This is a genomic window from Terasakiella pusilla DSM 6293 (assembly GCF_000688235.1).
In the GTDB taxonomy this organism is placed as follows: domain Bacteria; phylum Pseudomonadota; class Alphaproteobacteria; order Rhodospirillales; family Terasakiellaceae; genus Terasakiella; species Terasakiella pusilla.
The window spans coordinates 14,580-32,958 of sequence record NZ_JHYO01000003.1 but is presented as its reverse complement, the minus strand read 5'-3'; the positions used below and the strand labels follow the sequence as shown (position 1 = coordinate 32,958).

Annotated in this window: 24 protein-coding genes; 20 read left to right on the top strand and 4 right to left on the bottom strand. The window is 51.3% G+C overall.

Features of this window, described 5'->3' with window-relative positions; genetic code table 11:
• The first annotated feature begins 8 nt into the window (after window positions 1-8).
• From Q397_RS0102510 to Q397_RS0102485, 6 genes are all read left to right on the top strand, one after another.
• Window positions 9-776 carry a (Fe-S)-binding protein gene (locus Q397_RS0102510; RefSeq protein ID WP_028878067.1) on the top strand — a complete coding sequence of 256 codons (768 nt, stop codon included), beginning with the start codon at window positions 9-11 and terminating at the stop codon, window positions 774-776.
• Window positions 777-779: 3 nt separating this feature from the next.
• Window positions 780-2,204 carry a LutB/LldF family L-lactate oxidation iron-sulfur protein gene (locus tag Q397_RS0102505; protein ID WP_028878066.1) on the top strand — a complete coding sequence of 475 codons (1,425 nt, stop codon included), beginning with the start codon at window positions 780-782 and terminating at the stop codon, window positions 2,202-2,204.
• Complete coding sequence (locus Q397_RS0102500) at window positions 2,201-2,884, top strand: LutC/YkgG family protein (RefSeq protein ID WP_028878065.1); 684 nt, start codon at window positions 2,201-2,203, stop codon at window positions 2,882-2,884. The genes Q397_RS0102505 and Q397_RS0102500 overlap by 4 nt, the downstream gene beginning before the upstream one ends.
• Window positions 2,868-3,455 carry a Smr/MutS family protein gene (locus Q397_RS0102495; protein ID WP_028878064.1) on the top strand — a complete coding sequence of 196 codons (588 nt, stop codon included), beginning with the start codon at window positions 2,868-2,870 and terminating at the stop codon, window positions 3,453-3,455. The genes Q397_RS0102500 and Q397_RS0102495 overlap by 17 nt, the downstream gene beginning before the upstream one ends.
• Window positions 3,456-3,535: 80 nt before the next feature.
• Entirely contained in the window at window positions 3,536-3,898 is a 363-nt protein-coding gene (locus Q397_RS0102490) for a helix-turn-helix domain-containing protein (protein ID WP_028878063.1), read from the top strand.
• Window positions 3,899-3,975: 77 nt separating this feature from the next.
• On the top strand, window positions 3,976-4,899 hold the full coding sequence (locus tag Q397_RS0102485) for a hypothetical protein (RefSeq protein ID WP_028878062.1): 924 nt from the start codon (window positions 3,976-3,978) through the stop codon (window positions 4,897-4,899).
• Here Q397_RS0102485 and Q397_RS23780 read toward each other — a convergent pair.
• The 4 genes from Q397_RS23780 to Q397_RS0102465 all read right to left on the bottom strand — a co-directional run bounded on the left by Q397_RS23780 (window position 4,896) and on the right by Q397_RS0102465 (window position 8,727).
• On the bottom strand, window positions 4,896-5,330 hold the full coding sequence (locus Q397_RS23780) for a group III truncated hemoglobin (RefSeq protein WP_051609636.1): 435 nt from the start codon (window positions 5,328-5,330) through the stop codon (window positions 4,896-4,898). The genes Q397_RS0102485 and Q397_RS23780 overlap by 4 nt on opposite strands.
• Window positions 5,330-6,640 carry an ATP-dependent protease ATPase subunit HslU gene (gene hslU, locus Q397_RS0102475; protein WP_028878061.1) on the bottom strand — a complete coding sequence of 437 codons (1,311 nt, stop codon included), beginning with the start codon at window positions 6,638-6,640 and terminating at the stop codon, window positions 5,330-5,332. The genes Q397_RS23780 and hslU overlap by 1 nt, the downstream gene beginning before the upstream one ends.
• 3 nt (window positions 6,641-6,643) lie before the next feature.
• Complete coding sequence (hslV, locus tag Q397_RS0102470; protein ID WP_028878060.1) at window positions 6,644-7,195, bottom strand: ATP-dependent protease subunit HslV; 552 nt, start codon at window positions 7,193-7,195, stop codon at window positions 6,644-6,646.
• A gap of 407 nt (window positions 7,196-7,602) precedes the next feature.
• Window positions 7,603-8,727 (bottom strand): ABC transporter substrate-binding protein, encoded by a 1,125-nt coding sequence (locus Q397_RS0102465; RefSeq protein WP_038012752.1) that lies wholly within the window; start codon window positions 8,725-8,727, stop codon window positions 7,603-7,605.
• A gap of 194 nt (window positions 8,728-8,921) precedes the next feature.
• On the opposite strand from Q397_RS0102465, the gene hisB reads away from it, so the two are divergent.
• The 14 genes from hisB to Q397_RS0102395 all read left to right on the top strand — a co-directional run bounded on the left by hisB (window position 8,922) and on the right by Q397_RS0102395 (window position 18,333).
• Window positions 8,922-9,509 carry an imidazoleglycerol-phosphate dehydratase HisB gene (hisB, locus tag Q397_RS0102460; protein WP_028878058.1) on the top strand — a complete coding sequence of 196 codons (588 nt, stop codon included), beginning with the start codon at window positions 8,922-8,924 and terminating at the stop codon, window positions 9,507-9,509.
• Between the two features lie 144 nt (window positions 9,510-9,653).
• Window positions 9,654-10,262 (top strand): hypothetical protein, encoded by a 609-nt coding sequence (locus Q397_RS0102455; protein WP_156950620.1) that lies wholly within the window; start codon window positions 9,654-9,656, stop codon window positions 10,260-10,262.
• 35 nt (window positions 10,263-10,297) lie between these two features.
• Window positions 10,298-10,906 carry a glutathione S-transferase family protein gene (locus tag Q397_RS0102450; RefSeq protein WP_028878056.1) on the top strand — a complete coding sequence of 203 codons (609 nt, stop codon included), beginning with the start codon at window positions 10,298-10,300 and terminating at the stop codon, window positions 10,904-10,906.
• A 9-nt stretch (window positions 10,907-10,915) separates the two neighbouring features.
• Entirely contained in the window at window positions 10,916-11,284 is a 369-nt protein-coding gene (locus Q397_RS0102445; protein WP_028878055.1) for a DUF2628 domain-containing protein, read from the top strand.
• 17 nt (window positions 11,285-11,301) lie between these two features.
• Window positions 11,302-11,946, top strand: a complete 645-nt coding sequence (hisH, locus tag Q397_RS0102440; protein WP_028878054.1) for an imidazole glycerol phosphate synthase subunit HisH — start codon at window positions 11,302-11,304, stop codon at window positions 11,944-11,946.
• Window positions 11,947-11,949: 3 nt separating this feature from the next.
• Window positions 11,950-12,681, top strand: coding sequence for a 1-(5-phosphoribosyl)-5-[(5-phosphoribosylamino)methylideneamino]imidazole-4-carboxamide isomerase (gene hisA / locus Q397_RS0102435; RefSeq protein WP_028878053.1), 732 nt, complete (start codon window positions 11,950-11,952; stop codon window positions 12,679-12,681).
• Between the two features lie 2 nt (window positions 12,682-12,683).
• A complete protein-coding gene (gene hisF / locus Q397_RS0102430; RefSeq protein WP_028878052.1) occupies window positions 12,684-13,445 on the top strand; it encodes an imidazole glycerol phosphate synthase subunit HisF in 762 nt (253 codons plus the stop codon).
• Entirely contained in the window at window positions 13,445-13,771 is a 327-nt protein-coding gene (locus Q397_RS0102425; RefSeq protein ID WP_038012749.1) for a phosphoribosyl-ATP diphosphatase, read from the top strand. Before hisF ends, Q397_RS0102425 begins: the two co-directional genes overlap by 1 nt.
• Before the next feature lie 5 nt (window positions 13,772-13,776).
• Window positions 13,777-14,112 (top strand): 5-carboxymethyl-2-hydroxymuconate Delta-isomerase, encoded by a 336-nt coding sequence (locus tag Q397_RS0102420; RefSeq protein ID WP_028878050.1) that lies wholly within the window; start codon window positions 13,777-13,779, stop codon window positions 14,110-14,112.
• Window positions 14,113-14,207: 95 nt separating this feature from the next.
• Window positions 14,208-15,137: an alpha/beta hydrolase family protein gene (locus Q397_RS20735; protein ID WP_051609635.1), complete on the top strand. Its 930-nt coding sequence runs from the start codon at window positions 14,208-14,210 to the stop codon at window positions 15,135-15,137.
• Between the two features lie 57 nt (window positions 15,138-15,194).
• Window positions 15,195-15,890 (top strand): EI24 domain-containing protein, encoded by a 696-nt coding sequence (locus Q397_RS20730; protein WP_051609634.1) that lies wholly within the window; start codon window positions 15,195-15,197, stop codon window positions 15,888-15,890.
• A 15-nt stretch (window positions 15,891-15,905) separates the two neighbouring features.
• Entirely contained in the window at window positions 15,906-16,541 is a 636-nt protein-coding gene (locus Q397_RS23775; RefSeq protein WP_051609633.1) for a bactofilin family protein, read from the top strand.
• Window positions 16,542-16,558: 17 nt separating this feature from the next.
• Window positions 16,559-17,005, top strand: a complete 447-nt coding sequence (locus Q397_RS0102400; RefSeq protein ID WP_028878049.1) for a hypothetical protein — start codon at window positions 16,559-16,561, stop codon at window positions 17,003-17,005.
• The gene (locus Q397_RS0102395) at window positions 17,002-18,333 is read left to right on the top strand and encodes an AmpG family muropeptide MFS transporter (RefSeq protein ID WP_028878048.1); all 1,332 of its coding nucleotides are present in this window, start codon (window positions 17,002-17,004) and stop codon (window positions 18,331-18,333) included. Before Q397_RS0102400 ends, Q397_RS0102395 begins: the two co-directional genes overlap by 4 nt.
• The last annotated feature ends 46 nt before the right edge of the window (window positions 18,334-18,379 follow it).

The following is an 18,379-nucleotide window of genomic DNA, read 5'->3' as shown; positions in this document are numbered from 1 at the left end:
CTATAGGCATGTCTGGAGAAGAGAAAAACGTCGGTTTGTTTGTGACCTGTCTGGTAGATTTATTTCGCCCGACCGTCGCCTTTGCAGCCGTAAAACTTATGAGCGAGGCCGGGTGTTCCATCTGTGTGCCTGAACGTCAAACCTGTTGCGGTCAGCCTGCTTTTAACAGTGGGGATCGCCATGATGCCCGCAAAATGGCGGAAATGGTTATCGAAGAGTTTGAAAAATTCGATTACGTGGTCGCCCCCAGCGGGTCCTGCGCAGCGATGATCAAAAAACATTATCCCGAACTGTTTAGCGATCAGGCCGACTGGCACAAGCGCGCGCTTGACCTGTCGCGCAAAACCTATGAGCTGATGTCTTTCCTGACAGACGTGCTGGATGTGAAAGAGGTTGAGACGACCCTTAATCGCAAAGTTACCTATCATGATAGCTGTTCGGGCTTGCGTGAACTGGGGATCAAGGACCAGCCGCGCACGTTAATGAACGCGGTTGAAGGCCTTGATCTGGTTGAAGGGGAAAATGCCGAGCGTTGCTGCGGGTTTGGCGGGACGTTCTGTCTCAAATATTCCGATATTTCCACCCGTATTGCCGATGATAAATGTGACGATATCCTGAAGACTGAAGCTGATATGGTTCTTGGCGGGGATCTCGGCTGCCTGATGAATATCGCAGGTCGCCTGACGCGCCGTGGGGAAACGGTTGAGGTTCGCCATGTCGCAGAAGTGTTGGCAGGCATGTGTGATGACGTTGCCCCGATTTCAAGGAAGGGCTAAATCATGAAACTGAACGCCCATAATTTTAAAGAAAATGCCGCCAAAGCCTTAAAGGACGAAGATCTTCAAGCGTCTTTGGCCAAGCTTGGCACCGGCTTTCCGCTGAAACGTCTGGCAGCCGCTGCCCGCTTGCCGGAATTTGAAGCCTTGCGCGATCAAGCCCGCGATATCAAAGATCACACCCTGCGCCATCTGGATTTTTATCTGGAGAAGTTTGAGTGCAAGGTGCAGGAAACCGGCGGTCATGTCCATTGGGCGCGTGATATCGAGGATGGTCGCAAGATCGTTTATGATATCTGTGAGTCTGTCGGTGCAAAGACCGTGACCAAAGGCAAATCGATGATCGGCGAGGAAATGGCGATCAACGAATATCTGGAAGAAAAAGGCCTGATCCCGGTCGAAACCGACTTGGGCGAATATATCATCCAGCTCCGCAATGAGCCGCCGAGCCATATTATCGCCCCTGCGATCCATTTGCGCAAAAGCCATGTGGAAGAAGCCTTCCGTAAAACCCATACGGAATTGCCACCCGAACGGAATTTGGATGAACCGGAAGACCTGTTAAAAGAAGCCCGCGCCATGTTGCGCAAAAAGTTTATTGCCGCAGATGTGGGCATTACCGGTGCCAACTTTATGATTGCGGAGACAGGCTCGACCGTGATTGTCACCAACGAAGGCAACGGGGATTTGACCCAGACTTTACCGCGGGTCCATATCGTCTTGTGTTCTATCGAAAAAATGGTGCCGAACCTTGAGGATTGCGCGACCCTGTTGCGGGTGCTGGCGCGTTCAGCCACCGGGCAGGAACAATCGGTCTATACCACGTTTTCCACAGGGCCAAAGCAGATGGATGATCCCGATGGGCCGGATCAGTTCCATGTGGTCATTCTGGATAATGGGCGTTCGCGCATGTTGGGGCATGACACCCATGACATGCTGCGCTGCATCCGTTGTTCCGCCTGTATCAACCATTGTCCGGTCTATCAGTCCGTGGGTGGTCATGCCTATGGGTCGATCTATCCGGGGCCGATGGGGTCGGTTTTGACACCGGCGATTTATGGGTTGGAACAGTCCTGTGATCTGCCCAATGCTTCGACCATGTGCGGTAAATGTGAAGAAGTCTGTCCCGTGCGGATCCCGATCCCGCAGATGTTGCGGTCTTGGCGGGAAAAACAGTGGGAAGATGGACCTGTGCCGATTCTGCAGCGTCTCGCCATGTCGGTCTGGGCGTTTTGGGCGGTGCGGCCTAAGGCCTATCACTTTGGCGCAAAGATCAAGATGCGCCTGCTAGGTCTACTTGGGCGTAAGAACGGACACTTTAAATCGTTGCTCTTTTCCAAAGCCTGGACGAAAAGCCGTGACTTTCCCGCGCCAGAAGGTAAAACCTTCCAGCAGCTTTGGTCAGAAAAGGGAGGACGCCGTTCATGAGTTCACGTGATTATATTCTCGGCCGTGTGCGTTGGTCCTTGGGTCGGGGCGCATTTGAACGTGACAGCTGCCAACAGTTGGAAGCACGTCTGAACACGCCTCAAAGCAACCTGATCCCTAAACGTGGACAGGGGGATGCTAAAGCGCAGTTGAGCCTGTTTGTCAAAATGGCAACCGAGGTCAATGCCACTGTATCCCGACTTAAAGCATTGGAAAATGTGCCGAAAGCGGTCGCAAAATACCTGAAAGAACAGGAACTGGACGCGACAGTCCGTCTGGCCGATCATCCTGAGCTGCAAAAACTAGATTGGTCAAAGCTGGACGCGAGCACAGGCTTTAGTACTGGCGACGATTTGGTCGGCGTTGTGATGGCCTATGCCGGGGCAGCGGAAACCGGGTCTTTGGCGCTGCGTTCCGGGGCCGACAGTCCGACGACATTGAATTTCCTGCCGGACTACCACATTGTCGTTTTAAAAGCGGCTGATCTGGTGGGTGACTATGAGGCGGTTTATGCACGTCTGCGCCGGGAAAGCAACAAGACGGATTTTATGCCGCGGACGTTAAGCTGGGTGACGGGACCGTCGCGCACAGCAGATATTGAACAGACACTTTTGTTAGGGGCCCATGGGCCGCGCAAACTACATATTCTGGTGATTGAGGATAATGGCGAAGCCTCCTAAATATCAGGAAAAGCATGAACGACGTAGCCGTGGCCTGAGTGTTGGGGAAACCCAGCTTTGGAAAAAGATTACGGATGAGGTCAAACCCCTGCCCGGCCGTATGGTCGATCTGGACGGGGCGGACCCCATGCCGGAACCTGTGGCGACACGTCCCTTCCCTGATACGGCGAGCCCTTATATTGTCCATCGCGGGGATGAGTCCCATAAATCTTTCCACGCTTTAGAACATGGCAAGGCGGCAGGTGTGGATAAACGCACGATGGAACGGCTCAGTCGCGGCAAAATGCCGATTGAAGGCCGATTGGACCTGCATGGTTTTACGCAGGATCAAGCCCATAGCGCGTTGATGCGGTTTATTGATAGTTCCTATGCGCATGGTAAACGTTGCGTCAGCGTAATTACAGGTAAAGGCACTCGTTTAACCGGAGAAATCGGTGTTTTGCGTCAGATGGTGCCCCATTGGCTGAACCAACCGAACCTACGCGCCAAGATCATTGCGTTTTCCTATGCGCCAAAGGCATCAGGCGGGGAAGGGGCGCTTTATGTCCTTCTAAAACGTTGGCGTCGATAGAGTTTTGATAAAAAAAGCTGGTATCATATCGGCGCTTATATTATCAACAGGGGCAAAGTTAACCGGAATTTGTATAACTTATGACTCCTTTTGGCGAAAAAGTACGACAGTTGCGCAAAACGCGCGGCATCACCATGAAGCAAATGGCGAAAGACCTTGAAGTGTCTTCGGCCTATTTGTCTGCGTTGGAACATGGCAAGCGGGGCAAGCCGGGGCCGGGGTTCGTTATGCAGGTGGCAGGTTATTTCAACCTGATCTGGGATGATGCGGAAGAACTGAAGGAACTTGCTGGCCTGTCCCATCCCCGCATTGTGGTGGATACGGTGGAACGCTCAGCGAATGCGACCTATTTGGCAAACCTGTTGTCACGTCGCATCAATCGTTTGGATGAGGAAACCATCGAGGATCTGATTGCGCGCATTGAACAGACGATCCCCAGTTAAGGCAGCTTGTCAGAACGTCGGTGTTGCGGCACAATAGAAAGAGTGCAAAGTCAAATATTTAGATCTGGGAGTGACCTATGAAACGATTGGTTTTAGCAGTTGTGTTGAGCGCTGTCGCCGTGAGCGCACAGGCGCAAACACGTTATAACGCCTGGTCTGATCCCAACGCGCCTCACACCGCCGCACAGTCGGCTTTTGTTAAAGAACTACGCACCTTGGTGAGCGAAGCGGAAAAAGCCCGCGCGGCTGATCCTAAATTTTTGCAGGATTTAAAGAATTTGGCCGCCAAATACGATGTGTCTTTGCCGAGTGTGATCTTTAGTGATGACTTTAGTGACGGCGATTTTACCAAAAATCCGGCATGGCAAGTGACCAGCGGCAAATACTGGATCGAAAAAGGTTACGGTTTGCGTTCTATTGTGGAAAAAGCCAGTGCAACCACATCGCAAAACAACACGTCCAATCAGCAACAAAAGCTGAGTAAGGAAGAAATGATCATTGGCGTGTTGGGCGCGGTCCTTGGTGGGCAGACACAGCAGCAAGGCAAGACACAACAACAAGCGGCTGTCACGCCGAAAAATGATCCGGCGATGATCCAGCTCACCACACCGGTCAAAAATGCCTTTACCCTCAAAATGAGCCTGTCCAGCTGGGCAGAGGGCGCTCAGTTTGAAATGGGACCTTATCAGGGGAATGAGGCGGATGTGGGCTATAAGCTGGTCTATCGATCCGGCCAAACCCCTGCCCTGCAGTTGTTGCGCAACTATAAAAGCAGCTCGTCCGTGGTTGCAAGTCTGTCCAGCCTGAAGCTGGAAGACCAGAAATATCATGAGATTGAATGGATCAGAAATCCGGCAGGCGCCATGAGCGTGAGTATTGATGGCAAATCTGTGCTGCAGACAACAGATAACGGCTTTCGCGATGACTTTTCCGGCTTCGTTATGAAAAATATCAGCGGAGATTTAATCATTAAATCCGTTGCGATGCAGACAACGCCTTAAGCGTCTTTCGGGGCCGTCTCTAAGGCGGCCTGTTTCTCTGCTTTATTGCGCAAATGTGCTTTATAGCCACGATGGAGCGTGCGCATCACCGTTTGGGCTTTGATCATCAGATCAAGGGAGGGTGAGGTTGCGTAATAGAGATTGACGGTTGCCATAAAAATTTCCATCCAGCGTTTAAAGTGCTCTGTCTCCAAATCGGGGATCTGGTTGTGGATGGGCACCATCTTGCCTTTAAACGTTCCTTTGTTCAGCAGCAAAGACGACCAGAACTGGTTGACCCGATCCATATGCGGGGCCCAGTCTTCATCTGTCGTGCCGATCCGGGCATGGAAGATGGGTCCAAGAAGATCATCTTCCTGGACCGCATCATAAAACGCCTTGGTGAAGACCTGTAGATTATCTTCCGTGATGGTGTCGAACTTCGTTTCCATTACAGAATGAACTTTGACAGATCAACGTTCTGGGCCAGTTCACCGACGGTTTCTTTCACCATGTCTTTGGTGATGGTCAGGGTTTCGCCGCTTTTTTCACTGGCCGTAAAGCTGATTTCTTCCAGCAGTCGTTCCAAAACCGTGTGCAGACGACGGGCACCAATATTTTCCACATTATGGTTGATCTCGGCGGCAAGGTTGGCGATCTCTTCAATCGCATCGTCTTCAAAGTCCAACGTCACATCTTCCGTGCCGATCAGGGCGACATATTGCTTGATCAGGCTGGATTCCGGTTCTGTCAGGATGCGTTTAAAGTCTTCGCGGGTCAGGGCAGACAGTTCAACGCGATTAGGCAGACGGCCTTGCAATTCCGGCAACAAATCGCTTGGTTTGGCGACATGGAACGCACCGGAGGCAATAAACAGGATGTGATCGGTATTAACTGTGCCGTGCTTGGTGGTGACAGTTGTTCCTTCCAGCATCGGCAGCAGGTCACGTTGCACACCTTCGCGCGACACATCACCGCCGGTCTTTTCTGAACGGGTGGTGATTTTATCGATCTCGTCAATAAAGACGATGCCGTTATTTTCGACGCTGCTCAGGGCTTCGCTGACCACTTTGTCATTATCCAGAAGCTTGTCGGCTTCTTCGTCCAGCAGCAATTCGTAACTTTCGATAACCGTGACTTTGCGCTTTTTCTTGCGCCCCCCAAAGGCATCGCCAAACATTTCGCCCAGGTTCATCATGCCCATTTGGGCACCGGGCATGCCGGGGATTTCCATGGTCGGCATGGACAGGCTGGAGTTATCTGCCAAATCCAGCTCGATCTCTTTATCATCCAGCTTGCCTTCGCGCAGCATAACCCGGAATTTTTGGCGGGTTTCGGCAGACGCCGTTTCCCCGACCAAAGCGTCGAGTACACGTTCTTCAGCAGCAAGCTCTGCCTTGGCCTTCACTTCCTTTTTCATTTTTTCCGAAACGATGTTGATCGCGCTTTCAACCAGATCACGGATCATTTGTTCCACATCGCGGCCCACATAGCCGACTTCGGTGAATTTGGTGGCTTCAACCTTGATAAACGGGGCTTCTGCAAGCTTTGCCAAACGGCGCGCAATCTCGGTTTTACCAACACCGGTGGGGCCGATCATCAGGATGTTTTTGGGTAGAACCTCATCACGCAGCGGGTTTTCCAGCTGCTGACGGCGCCAGCGTGAGCGCAGGGCAATGGCAACGGCGCGTTTGGCGTTTTGCTGACCGATGATAAAACGATCCAGCTCCGAAACAATTTCGCGTGGGGTGAAATTTGTCATGTCTTATAAAGTCTCTACAGTCAGATTGTTGTTTGTATAAACGCAGATGTCGCTGGCAATGCCCATGGCGCGCCGCGCGATGTCTTCAACAGACAGGTCATCGCGGTCTTTCATAGCAAGGGCGGCAGACAGGGCATAATTGCCGCCGGACCCGATGGCGGCAATGCCATCTTCCGGCTCCAACACGTCACCGGTGCCGGTGAGGACGAGGCTGACTTCCTTATCCACCACGATCATCATGGCTTCCAGCTTGCGCAGATATCGGTCTGTACGCCAGTCTTTCGCCATTTCCACGCAGGCGCGGGTCAATTGACTGGGGTGCATCTCCAGTTTGGATTCAAGGCGTTCAAATAAGGTAAAGGCATCGGCTGTTGCGCCTGCAAAGCCAACGATGACACTGCCACCAGCCAGTTTGCGAACTTTCTTTGCATTGCCTTTGATGACAGTGTGACCAAGGCTGACCTGACCGTCGCCGGCGATCACGACATCATTGCCCCGTCTAATGGACAAGATGGTTGTACCGCGCCAACCAGGGAATTTTCTTTCTTCGGACATAAAGCTATTCCAGATTCTTTGACATTTAGAGTGTAGCGGATTTGGGCTGTTTCTATCGCTTTTGTCAAGGGTGAACGCTGGAATATCAGAGTGTGGGTTGAATTAACGGCGTGATTTTAGGGTCCAAATGAAAAACCGGCTCAGGGTAAGCACAGCATGGAAAAGGGCTAAGGATAAAAGGGCGACACCATAACGAAAAATCGAGTTGGCAAGCAGATTAGATTCAAGGGCGAGAACGAGAAGCCCGGTGAGAGAACCTAGAAACGCGTATGTTGCGAGGTGCAGGATCATTTGTTTAAGGTGCCGAAGGCTATTTGTACCGGGGAATATACTGAGTAGTAATACCTTTCAGAAGGCTAGCATAAAAAATAAAATTTTAGATAGTATAAAAATTACTAAAATTTCTTTTAATTGTTTTGTTCTGCGGTGATAAGGGCGGGAAGGGAAAGGTCACAGGTATGGTCCGGCCCGGACTGGGTTTTGGTAAAGCTTTTAAAGTCAATGGTTTCCCAGTTTTCCCCGCTTAGAAAACGGCTGTAGGTGGCAAGGTTGTCTTTTTCTAACAGAGCCATTTTTGTTTTGATGACCACACCTGTGTCATCTTTAAAATCATAGCCGTTGTAATGGTCATAGAGCAGAAGGAGGCTGAGGCCCAATTCTACAAAATGTCCGCCGATCGAGGCATCTACCGTGCCTTGGCTGATCGCCGAGACCACTTGGGGGTTCCAGTCAAATCCGCCGACGGTGGCTTTTTGGTTTAACGGAATTTCCGGCGCACTTTTGATCGCCATCAGGTCGGAGGCATACCAGTAAACGTTTGTTTTTTGGTGTTTTTCCGCGACCTTACGGGTAACGTTGCGCGCATCTTCGGGAATCCAGGTGGAGAAAATCGTTCTGTTGAAGGTGCTTTGGGTTTCTGCGGCGATTTGTTTGAGGCCGTCCACGCGTATATTCGAGACTGGATTTTCCCGATGACCGGAGATGGCGATAATCTCGGCTGTTTGGTGTTTGTAGTCTGATGTGGCTTTTTGGATCAGGTAGTTTCCTAAATCATAGCCGGCTTGTTTTTCATCCGGGTGCATCTGCCCTAAAAACAAAGGATAGTTTTGACGAGGTTGCCCGATCTGGTGGTGATCTTCAGCCGGTGTGGTCGTGTTGATTATAAAAACGGGAATGCCTGCTTTTTGGGTTTCATCAAGAAACGGAACGGCGGTGGATCTAAAAAAGATGCCGACAATATAATCGGGTCTGAGGGGGTCTTGAAGAGCCGCCTGAATGGCATTGCGATAGCTAAAACGGTGACGTCCTTCGTTGTAGACAATTTTGAAATCGATATCGAGATTTTGGGCAACAGTGCGGGCAAATTTATGCGCAATCCCCCAAAAGCGCGCATCTTTGTCTTCGGGGGTAACGAAGGTGATGCGAACCGGGCGCTTTTGTTCTAATGGGCCAGCGTCAGCGCTATAAACCCAGCCGAACAGCATAAGGCCGACGAGCACAAGACTCGCCTGAATTCGGAATGTATTTTTCATTTTTTACGACATAGTTTTTTATTTCAGAGCCCCTATTCCATACCATTTTATTTATTTGTATGCAAATGTTTTGGGTTGTGTGAAAGGGGGGTGACGCTTCTCATGGGTTGCCGGATGAAAAATAACTCACAAATCTTTAAGGAAATTGGTGTATAAGCAGGCGAGAGTTTGCACTATTGACTGGAGAAAAGGCCATGCGCACCGCATCTGTCGCGCGAAAGACATCTGAAACGGATATTTCTGTCGAGATTAATCTGGATGGAACCGGCGAGTATGACATTGAAACAGGGATCGGTTTCCTTGATCATATGCTGGAACAGTTGTCCCGCCACGGTTTGATGGATTTGAAGGTGCGATGCAACGGCGATCTCCACATTGATTGTCACCACACGGTCGAAGATGTGGCCCTTGCTATGGGCGAAGCCTTTAGTCAGGCGTTGGGGGACCGTAAAGGCATCAATCGTTATGCCCATAGTTATATCCCGATGGATGAAACCCTGATCCGTGTGGCGCTCGACTGTTCCAACCGTCCCTATCTGGTGTGGAAAGTCGCCTTTACGCAGGACCGTCTTGGCGATCTGGATACAGAAATGTTCCAGCACTGGTTCCAATCTTTTGCTCTAAAAGCGGGCTTGTCGTTGAACGTCGCGATGATTGATGGGGCAAACAACCACCATATTGCAGAAGCGTGCTTTAAAGGTTTGGCGCGCGCCTTGCGTCAAGCCGCAGAGATTGACCCACGTCGCAGTGATGTTGTGCCATCGACCAAAGGGTCTCTTTAACCGATAACGACAAGAACTGTCGCGCAGATACTCTAATCATCATTCAGGGTTTACAGACTCTGGATGATGAGGGGAGCAAGAGACGATATGGGTTATTTTTCAGCTTTCTTTTTGGTGGTGTTTTTTTCCTTTCAAGGACTCTCTGTGGCTCAGGACAGAGGGCATTGCCTGCGTTTTGGCGCGATTGGTGAAAAATTCCATCGGCAATTATCGATTAAAGTTGCCTCCTCTTTGACCAAAAGCGGCTTATGTGTGGAGATTTTGTATGCACCGCACAAAAGATTAACCGCTTTATTGTTGAATAAAGAGTTGGATGGGGAGTTTTTACGCAATCCCTCGTATGGAAAGCAGGTAAAGTCGGTTGCCTTTATGATTAGTCCACCGATTATGACGGCAAAAGGCGTGTTAGTCGTTGAAGATTCGCCTTATCGAAAACAGATAGATCGTGTCGGGCGAGTCATGGGCTATGTGCGGGGCACGAATTGGGTGATGGATCAGGTGAGCGACCCTACCCGTCTGGTCGCAGTTTCACAGCTATCTCAATTGCCGGAAATGCTACGTAAAGGCCGGATTGACGGTTTTTTCATCAATGAGGTCAGTTGGCAAGATCTGGCCCCACGGTATCCGACGTTGCGGGCAATTGAGGTCAGTGACTTGAGCGCGCATATCTGGTTGCGCCACGAGTATGCGGATTTAGGCGAACGGATTTCAAATATAGTCAAACAACTGGACCTGAAGGCTTTAAGTCAATAATCTGGGGCGGTTCATTTTTTAACAGGAGCATACCTATGGCACTTACCTTGTATTCCGATCAAGGATCCGGCAATTGTTACAAAGTCCGGTTAGTTATGCATCAACTGGGTCATGCTCTTAAGATCCGTGAAATGGATGTGCTGGCTGATGATTGCCTGACACCGGAGTTTCTGGCGATCAACCCGGTGGGGAAAATCCCGACATTGGTGTGTGAAGATGGACGCGTCCTGTCAGAATCAAACGCGATCCTGCTCCATTTCGCCGAGGGCACAGACCTGATGCCGACGGATGCGTTTGATAAAGCAAAGGTCTATCAATGGCTGTTTTGGGAACAGTATAGCCATGAAACGGCTATTGCGGTTGCGCGTTTTTCCATGCACTACATGGGGCAGACAGAAAAAGAAGACCCGCGCCTACCGCAGCTTTGGAAAAAAGGTTATACGGCGCTGGATGTGATGGAAAATCACTTAAAAGAGCATGATTTTTTTGCAGGTGGGCGCTATAGCGTTGCTGATATTTCGTTGTTTGCCTACACCCATGTTGCAGACGAAGGCGGGTTTGATTTATCCCGTTATCCGAAGGTGAACGCGTGGATTGAGCGCGTGAAAGCGCAAACCGGCTGGAAGCCGATGGACGAAATTTAAGGCGGATAGATGAAACTCTTTAGTATCCATATTCATAAATACGGCTTGGACCCCTGCCCGGACATTCGGGCGATCAAAGAAGGGTTTAATTTGTGGGCGGCGATCCTGACGTTTTTCTGGGCCGCCTTTAAGGGATATTGGTGGGTTGCCGGTGGTTTGGCGCTGGCAGAAATTATCATTAGCGTCATTTTAGCTGCAATAGGGCTTGATCTTTTTGGGCAAGCTGTGGTCAATATCGCCTTCAACCTGTTGGTGGGACTTTATGCCAACGATCTGGCGCGCTGGTCTTTGGCGCGACGCGGATTTACAGAGGACGAAGTGGTGAGCGCGGTATCGGCAGAACATGCCCTTGAACGCTACGTTACAACACTTCACTAACTAAGGGATCAGACCCTATGTCTGTTGTCATTATCGACTATGGTTCGGGCAATCTTCGCTCAGCCGAAAAATCATTTGAACGTGCCGCCCGTGAAGCGGGTCTTGGCTTTGATGTCAAAGTCTCCGACAAGCCGGAAGATGTGCTGAACGCAGATCGCGTGGTGCTGCCCGGTGTGGGCGCATTTGGTGATTGTGCCAAAGGATTGCGCAGTGTAGACGGCATGTTGGACGCCTTGCATGAAGTTGTGCATGTGAAAGCCAACCCGTTTATGGGCATCTGTGTTGGTATGCAACTGTTGGCAGATCGCAGCATCGAACATGGCAGCCATGAGGGGCTGGGTTGGATCGCGGGCGAGATTGTGCCGATTGAACCGAATGATGACAGTCTGAAAATCCCGCATATGGGTTGGAACGAGCTGAACTTTACAGCCGATGCGCACCCATTGTTGAACGGGTTGCCCGCGGATCCGAATGTGTATTTCGTCCACTCTTATCAGTTTAAAACCGTTGATCCGGCCCATCAGCTGGCGACCGTTTCCTATGGCGGTGACGTCACCGCAGTTGTGGGCAAAGACAATATGGTCGGCACCCAGTTCCACCCCGAAAAAAGCCAAGCCGTTGGTTTGCAAGTGATCACCAATTTCTTGAAATGGAAGCCCTAAGCCATGAACCTTTATCCTGCGATTGATTTAAAAGACGGTAACTGTGTACGTTTGCTGCGTGGTGAAATGGATGCGGCAACCGTGTTTAACGACAACCCGGGCGCACAGGCGCAGCAGTTTGTCCAAGATGGCTGCGAGTGGGTCCATATTGTGGACCTGAACGGCGCGTTTGAAGGTAAACCCGCAAACGCAGATGCGGTGATGCAGATTGTCACGGCGGTGGATGGAAAAGCCCAAACCCAGTTGGGTGGCGGTATTCGTACCTTTGAAACCATCCAATACTGGCTGGACGCGGGCATTAGCCGGGTGATCTTGGGCACGATTGCTTTGCGTGACCCTGATTTTGTGATTGAAGCCTGTAAGCGCTTCCCCGGTCAGGTGGCGGTTGGCATTGATGCGCGTGACGGCTATGTGGCTGTTGAAGGCTGGGCCGAAGTGTCGGACATGAAAGTGCTGGACCTTGCGTTGAAGTTTGAAGATGCGGGCGTTGCGGCCATCATCTTTACGGATATTTCCAAAGATGGCGCGATGGAAGGGCCGAACTTGCAGGCAACTGTTGAGTTGGCAAAAGCGATCTCGACCCCTGTGATCTTGTCCGGGGGTGTGTCGTCCATGGCAGATATCGAAGCGATCAAGGCAGCGGAAGTGCCGGGTCTGGATGGCGCGATCTCCGGTCGGGCGATTTATGATGGTAAATTAAACGTGGCGGATGCCATGAAAGTGCTGAAGGGATAATCATGTTAAAAGTTCGTATTATCCCCTGCCTGGATGTGGCAAACGGGCGCGTGGTGAAAGGGGTCAACTTTGTTGATCTGGTGGATGCCGGTGATCCTGTGGAACAGGCCAAGGTCTATGATGCGGCTGGTGCCGATGAGTTGACTTTCCTGGATATCACAGCCACCCATGAAAACCGCGACACCATCTATGATGTGGTACGTCGCACGGCAGAACAGTGCTTTATGCCCCTGACTGTGGGCGGCGGTGTGCGCGAGATTGAAGATATCCGCAAGCTGTTGCTGGCGGGGGCCGATAAAGTCTCGATCAATTCTGCGGCGGTGAAGCGTCCTGAGTTTGTGCGTGAAGCAGCGGAAAAGTTTGGTAACCAGTGCATTGTGGTGGCGATTGATGCCAAATCCGTGGGACCAAACAAGTTTGAGATTTTCACCCACGGCGGGCGCAACCCGACAGGGATTGATGCCGTTGAATGGGCGAAAAAGATGGTGGATTACGGCGCTGGCGAAATCCTGCTGACCTCCATGGATCGTGATGGCACCAAGGTGGGCTTTAACCTTGAACTGACGCGCGCGGTTGCTGATGCGGTTTCTGTGCCGGTGATTGCGTCTGGTGGTGTGGGCAATCTGGACCATATGGTCGAAGGCGTGACCGAAGGTCATGCCAGTGCGGTCTTGGCGGCAAGTATCTTCCACTTTGGCACCTATACCATCCGTGAAACGAAAGAACATATGGCAAAGGCCGGTCTGCCGGTACGATTGGATTGATGATGGACGCAACTGTACTGGATAAACTGTTTGAAACCATTGCGGCGCGCAAAGGGGCAGACCCGTCTGCGTCTTATACCGCCAAGCTTTTTTCCAAGGGGCGCAACAAGATCGCGCAAAAAGTCGGGGAAGAAGGCGTGGAATGTGTGATTGCGGCGCTGAGCGAAGGTAACGACAAGCTGGTGTCGGAAAGTGCCGACCTGTTTTATCACTTGTTGGTCCTGTGGGCTGACTTAGGGGTTAAACCGGAAGAGATTTGGGCTGAGTTAGCCCGTCGGGAAGGAATTTCCGGCATTACAGAAAAAGAATCGCGATCCAAGGAGTAGATCACATGCCGCATATGGTAATTTCTTATGCAAAACCTGTTGAAAAGCAGCTTGAAATTCAAAAACTGGTCCAGGAAGTCTGGGATGCAGCCGATGAATCCGGTTTGTTCACCCCTGAAGCGATCAAGGCCCGTGCCTTTCCGGTGGAACATTTTGTGACCGCGAATACAGACCAGCTGTTTATCCATGTGGATGCAAAATTGTTTATCGGCAGAACCGATGAGCAAAAACAGGATATGAACAAACGTATCTTTGATAAAATTGCCGCGCTGGTCAGCGACGATGTGGCAATCAGCGTTGAAGCCATTGATATGGATAAAACCACTTACCTGAAACGTTAAGGCTCTGGCCCCTGCATCGGCGGGGGCTTTGCTTTTTTTCTGCTAATTTTTAAAAGGCCTGTTGCGTGTTGGCGGGTCGATCACGGATTCCCCCTATGACTTATCACGCCGGTTTTTCCTTGTTCCGTGCGTCTGATCCGGATGGATCAATTCCCTGTGCAATCTGGTACCCCACCGACGAACCTGCGCGGGTTCTGCGCCAAGGTATCTATGATTTTAACGTGGTGCGTAATGGGGCGATTGCATCGGGTCAACATCCGTTGATTATGATGTCTCACGGGTCGGGCGGTACGCGCTTCGGGCATTGCAAGACGGCTGAATTTCTGGCGCAGAAGGGGTATATTGTGGTTGCCCCCGAACATCCGTTTAACAATTTTTTTGATGATAGCGGATCGGGGTCCGCGTCTGTCTATTCCGCGCGCTCGCGTCATGTGAAAGCGGCGCTGGATACGGTGCTGACAGAGGGAAAGTGGGCAGACTCTATTGATCCAACGCGGATCGCGGTGTTTGGTTTCTCCCTTGGTGGCTTTACGGCGCTGACATGTGCGGGCGCGCGGCCCTATGTGGACGGTTTGCGGCATCATCTGCGCCTGAACCGGGAATTTGACGCCACCTTTTGTGGTTATGAAGTTATTGTGCGTGACGGGTTTGCCGAAAGCTATTTACCGACAACGCCTGATCCACGTTACAAGGCCTGCATTGCGCTTGCCCCCGTGAGTGGGGGCTTGTTTACGCAAGAAAGCCTGCAGGACGTAGAGGTGCCTGTACTGCTGTTTCGCGCGGAACGCGACATGGTGTTGCGCAACCCCTTTCATGCGGATGAAATTCGCCAGAACTTGCCGCAGGGCTGTGCGTATCATGTGACAGCTAAAGCGGGGCATTTTTCCTACCTGTCGCCTGTGCGCGATGAGGCGCGCGCCGCTTTGGGTGAGTTGGCAAACGATATGCCGGGGTTTGATCGTGTGGCTGTTCATGACGACATGCATCACAAGATTGTTGATTTTCTGCATAAAGCCCTTTCCTGATCTCAAGGTTCGGGCTACATAAAATAAATCTTTATCAAGGGAAACCAAAGGACAGGCATGTTTTCCGCATTTTCTAAATCATTCGCGCAGTTACCCGACCCGACCTTTCGCAAAGTTATTTTGCTGGGGATTTTAGGGGCGTTTATTACGTTTGTTTTGTTATTTGCCAGCGTTACCGGCTTTTTGTTTGATGTGGTGTTGGTCAATATACCGTGGATGGATACGGCGATTGATTGGCTGGGATCGCTTGCGACCATTGGTGTGGTCTGGTTGCTGTTTCCGGCCGTCGCCTCCGTCATTATCGGCTTTTTGCTGGAAGACATCGCCGAAGCCGTTGAAAATAAACACTACCCCAACCTGCCTAAAGCGGCGTCTATTCCGTGGGGCGAAACATTGGTCGAGGCGATCAAGTTTGCTTGTGTGATGGTGGCGCTGAACATTTTGGCCCTGCCGATCTATTTGCTGTTTCCGGCGGTCAATCTGGTCGTCTTTTACGGGCTTAACGGCTATTTAATAAGTCGGGAGTATTTTGAACTGGTAGGTCAGCGCCGAGTCGGTTTAAAAAAAGCCAAAGCCCTGCGTAAAGCCTATCAGGGGAAATTGCTGATTGCCGGTGCATTGACCGCTTTCCTGTTGACGATTCCTCTGGTAAACCTAATAGCTCCCGTGGTCGGTACAGCGGTCATGGTGCATCTTTTTCATAGCTGGCGTCGGGAACCCAAGTTTCAGATGCTGGAACAACGAGACCTTTAAGGAGTATGTGTGAGTATGTTTGGGCGTAATAAAAATGGCGACAAACCAACCACCGAAAATGCGGACAAGTCGGCAAGTGAAGCCACAAATGACGATAAAGTGGAACAACTTCCGCCGTTGAAACCTTTTTCCTCCAAAGGGTCACACACGTCTGCACCGCCAAGCAAGCCAGCGGTCCCAAGTGCGGCGTCCAGTGGGATGTCACCGGGGTACCGTCCTGATATTGCTGCCCGTCGTTTGATGGATATCCCTGGGGCGACACCGCGCCGTGGCGAACAGCGTACAATGCAAGACCCGCGCACCCTGACAGTGGGGCGTGAAATTTCCCTGCGTGGTGAAATTACTGCCTGTGAAACACTGGTTGTTGAAGGTCAGGTTGACGCTAAAATCACCGATGCCCGCGTTTTGGATGTTGCCTCCAGCGGCGTTTACACCGGCACAGCACATGTGGAAGAAGCTTACATCTCCGGCGTATTTGACGGGGATTTGAACGCCTATACCACACTGACCGTTAAAAGCGGTGGTCGCGTCAAAGGCAATGTGCGCTACGGTCGGATTGTGATTGAAGAAGGCGGCGAGATTTCTGGTTCTATGGCGACTTTGTCACCGGACGAAATTGCGCAAGCGCGTAATCAAGACAACAACTCTTAAAAAGGCGCACCCTTTTTATGCGTATGATGTTTCAGGCGGTTAAAGCACTTTCCCTGTGTGGCATGCTTTTTCTCGCGGCTTGTTCCAGCTCTCCCACCTCAAAAGATATGTATCAGGGGGAGCGTAAAGCCCCGACGGTTCAGAAGAAGAAAGACACCATCGACAAAGACAGACTGGCGGCGATCAAAGCCTTTGGTCTGGAAGAGGAGATGATCCCGAGCAAACTGATCGGCCTGTCGCAACAGAACGTCAAACGCGTACTGGGGGACCCCAGTTTTATCCGCACCGACAAAGGGGTGGAGATTTGGCAGTATCGTGCCCAAGACTGTATTCTTGATCTGTTTTTATATACCAACCGTCAGGACGGTCTAAAGGTGGATCACAGCGAATTGCGTGGCCCCATGCTGGATAGTGCGGGCGAACTTTCCTGCTTTAGAACGATTGTCACGGGTCGGCCTTCATGAAGTCTTGGATCGAGGCGTCGAAAATCTATCTGGATCGACGCATTATTGCGATCCTTTTTCTCGGCTTCTCCAGTGGTCTGCCGTTGCTGCTGGTCTATGGCACCTTGTCGTACTGGCTGAAAATTGAAGGCGTGTCACTGGCAGCGATTGGGCTGTTTTCGCTGGCCCGCCTACCTTATACCTTTAAATTCCTGTGGGCACCGTTGGTGGATCATATCCGCCTGCCCGTTCTCCACCGTCTCATCGGACATCGGCGCAGTTGGGCTTTGTTATCTCAGCTGTGTTTGATTGTCTCGATCATTGGATTGGGCATGTCAAACCCGTCTGTAACACCGGAAATGACGGCCCTAATGGCGGTGTTTGTGGCTTTTTTCTCTGCCACACAAGATATCCTGATTGATGCCTACCGCATTGAACTGTTGAAAGATGACGAACAGGGCGCGGGCGCGGCCATGTATGTCAACGGCTACCGCCTTGGCATGTTGGTGGCAGGCGCGGTTGCGATCGGTCTATCCGACTGGATTGCCATGCCTTTGGTTTATATGATGATGGCGGGGCTGATCGTGATCGGGATGATTACGATTTTGTTGAATAGAGAGCCGGAAAATCTGGCGGCGGCTACCCAATTACAAGAGCGCGATGCCCATGCCAGCCAATTGGTGGCAGAGGGGAAACCGATGTGGATGGCCTCAACGATTGCAAATTTCAACATCGCTGTCGTGTTGCCGTTTAAAGACTTTATGACCCGGTCTGGATGGGTCTGGGTGTTGGTCTTTATCATCCTTTACAAAATGGGTGAAGCGATGCTGGGGGCGATGGCAAACCCGTTTTATCAGGAAATGGGCTTTAGCGGCACCGAGATTGGATCGATCACCAAGGTCTTTGGCATGGCAGCAACGGTGATCGGGGGCTTGATCGGTGGCATCGTGACCTACCGCTACGGGATTTTGCATTCCCTGCTCTATTGCGGGATCGTGCAGATGCTCTCGACGCTTTTATTCTCCCTTCAGGCAGAGGTTGGCTACAATATCCCCATGTTGATGGTGGCGATTTCCGGGGAAAACATTACCGCAGGCATGGCGACAACGGCGTTTGTGGCCTATCTGTCCAGTCAGTGCAATTCAGCCTATACCGCGACGCAATATGCTTTGTTGAGTTCTTTTATGGCTGTGCCGCGCGACCTCTTTGCGTCACTTTCCGGTCTCTTGGCGGAAGTGGTTGGATGGACGTGGTTTTTTGCTGCTTGTTCGGCAATCGCCCTGCCCGCCTTGCTTCTGCTGGTCTGGATGATCCGTAAAGATGATGCAAACCGCTTGAAAAACGCGTGATCCTTCGGTATTGTGCGCCTGCAAAATTGGGGGGCCTCGGGGCACC

Coding starts and splice junctions, on each gene's coding strand:
- Q397_RS23775 (WP_051609633.1), top strand. CDS start 15,906: ATGTTTGGGCGTAATAAAAATGGCGACAAACCAACCACCGAAAATGCG.
- Q397_RS0102450 (WP_028878056.1), top strand. CDS start 10,298: ATGGCACTTACCTTGTATTCCGATCAAGGATCCGGCAATTGTTACAAA.
- Q397_RS0102395 (WP_028878048.1), top strand. CDS start 17,002: ATGAAGTCTTGGATCGAGGCGTCGAAAATCTATCTGGATCGACGCATT.
- Q397_RS20730 (WP_051609634.1), top strand. CDS start 15,195: ATGTTTTCCGCATTTTCTAAATCATTCGCGCAGTTACCCGACCCGACC.
- hslV (WP_028878060.1), bottom strand. CDS start 7,195: ATGTCCGAAGAAAGAAAATTCCCTGGTTGGCGCGGTACAACCATCTTG.
- Q397_RS23780 (WP_051609636.1), bottom strand. CDS start 5,330: ATGGAAACGAAGTTCGACACCATCACGGAAGATAATCTACAGGTCTTC.
- Q397_RS0102505 (WP_028878066.1), top strand. CDS start 780: ATGAAACTGAACGCCCATAATTTTAAAGAAAATGCCGCCAAAGCCTTA.
- Q397_RS0102465 (WP_038012752.1), bottom strand. CDS start 8,727: ATGAAAAATACATTCCGAATTCAGGCGAGTCTTGTGCTCGTCGGCCTT.
- hisB (WP_028878058.1), top strand. CDS start 8,922: ATGCGCACCGCATCTGTCGCGCGAAAGACATCTGAAACGGATATTTCT.
- hisF (WP_028878052.1), top strand. CDS start 12,684: ATGTTAAAAGTTCGTATTATCCCCTGCCTGGATGTGGCAAACGGGCGC.
- hisH (WP_028878054.1), top strand. CDS start 11,302: ATGTCTGTTGTCATTATCGACTATGGTTCGGGCAATCTTCGCTCAGCC.
- Q397_RS0102495 (WP_028878064.1), top strand. CDS start 2,868: ATGGCGAAGCCTCCTAAATATCAGGAAAAGCATGAACGACGTAGCCGT.
- Q397_RS0102400 (WP_028878049.1), top strand. CDS start 16,559: ATGCGTATGATGTTTCAGGCGGTTAAAGCACTTTCCCTGTGTGGCATG.
- hslU (WP_028878061.1), bottom strand. CDS start 6,640: ATGACAAATTTCACCCCACGCGAAATTGTTTCGGAGCTGGATCGTTTT.
- Q397_RS0102420 (WP_028878050.1), top strand. CDS start 13,777: ATGCCGCATATGGTAATTTCTTATGCAAAACCTGTTGAAAAGCAGCTT.
- Q397_RS20735 (WP_051609635.1), top strand. CDS start 14,208: ATGACTTATCACGCCGGTTTTTCCTTGTTCCGTGCGTCTGATCCGGAT.
- Q397_RS0102425 (WP_038012749.1), top strand. CDS start 13,445: ATGATGGACGCAACTGTACTGGATAAACTGTTTGAAACCATTGCGGCG.
- Q397_RS0102445 (WP_028878055.1), top strand. CDS start 10,916: ATGAAACTCTTTAGTATCCATATTCATAAATACGGCTTGGACCCCTGC.
- Q397_RS0102510 (WP_028878067.1), top strand. CDS start 9: ATGTCTGGAGAAGAGAAAAACGTCGGTTTGTTTGTGACCTGTCTGGTA.
- Q397_RS0102500 (WP_028878065.1), top strand. CDS start 2,201: ATGAGTTCACGTGATTATATTCTCGGCCGTGTGCGTTGGTCCTTGGGT.
- Q397_RS0102490 (WP_028878063.1), top strand. CDS start 3,536: ATGACTCCTTTTGGCGAAAAAGTACGACAGTTGCGCAAAACGCGCGGC.
- Q397_RS0102485 (WP_028878062.1), top strand. CDS start 3,976: ATGAAACGATTGGTTTTAGCAGTTGTGTTGAGCGCTGTCGCCGTGAGC.
- hisA (WP_028878053.1), top strand. CDS start 11,950: ATGAACCTTTATCCTGCGATTGATTTAAAAGACGGTAACTGTGTACGT.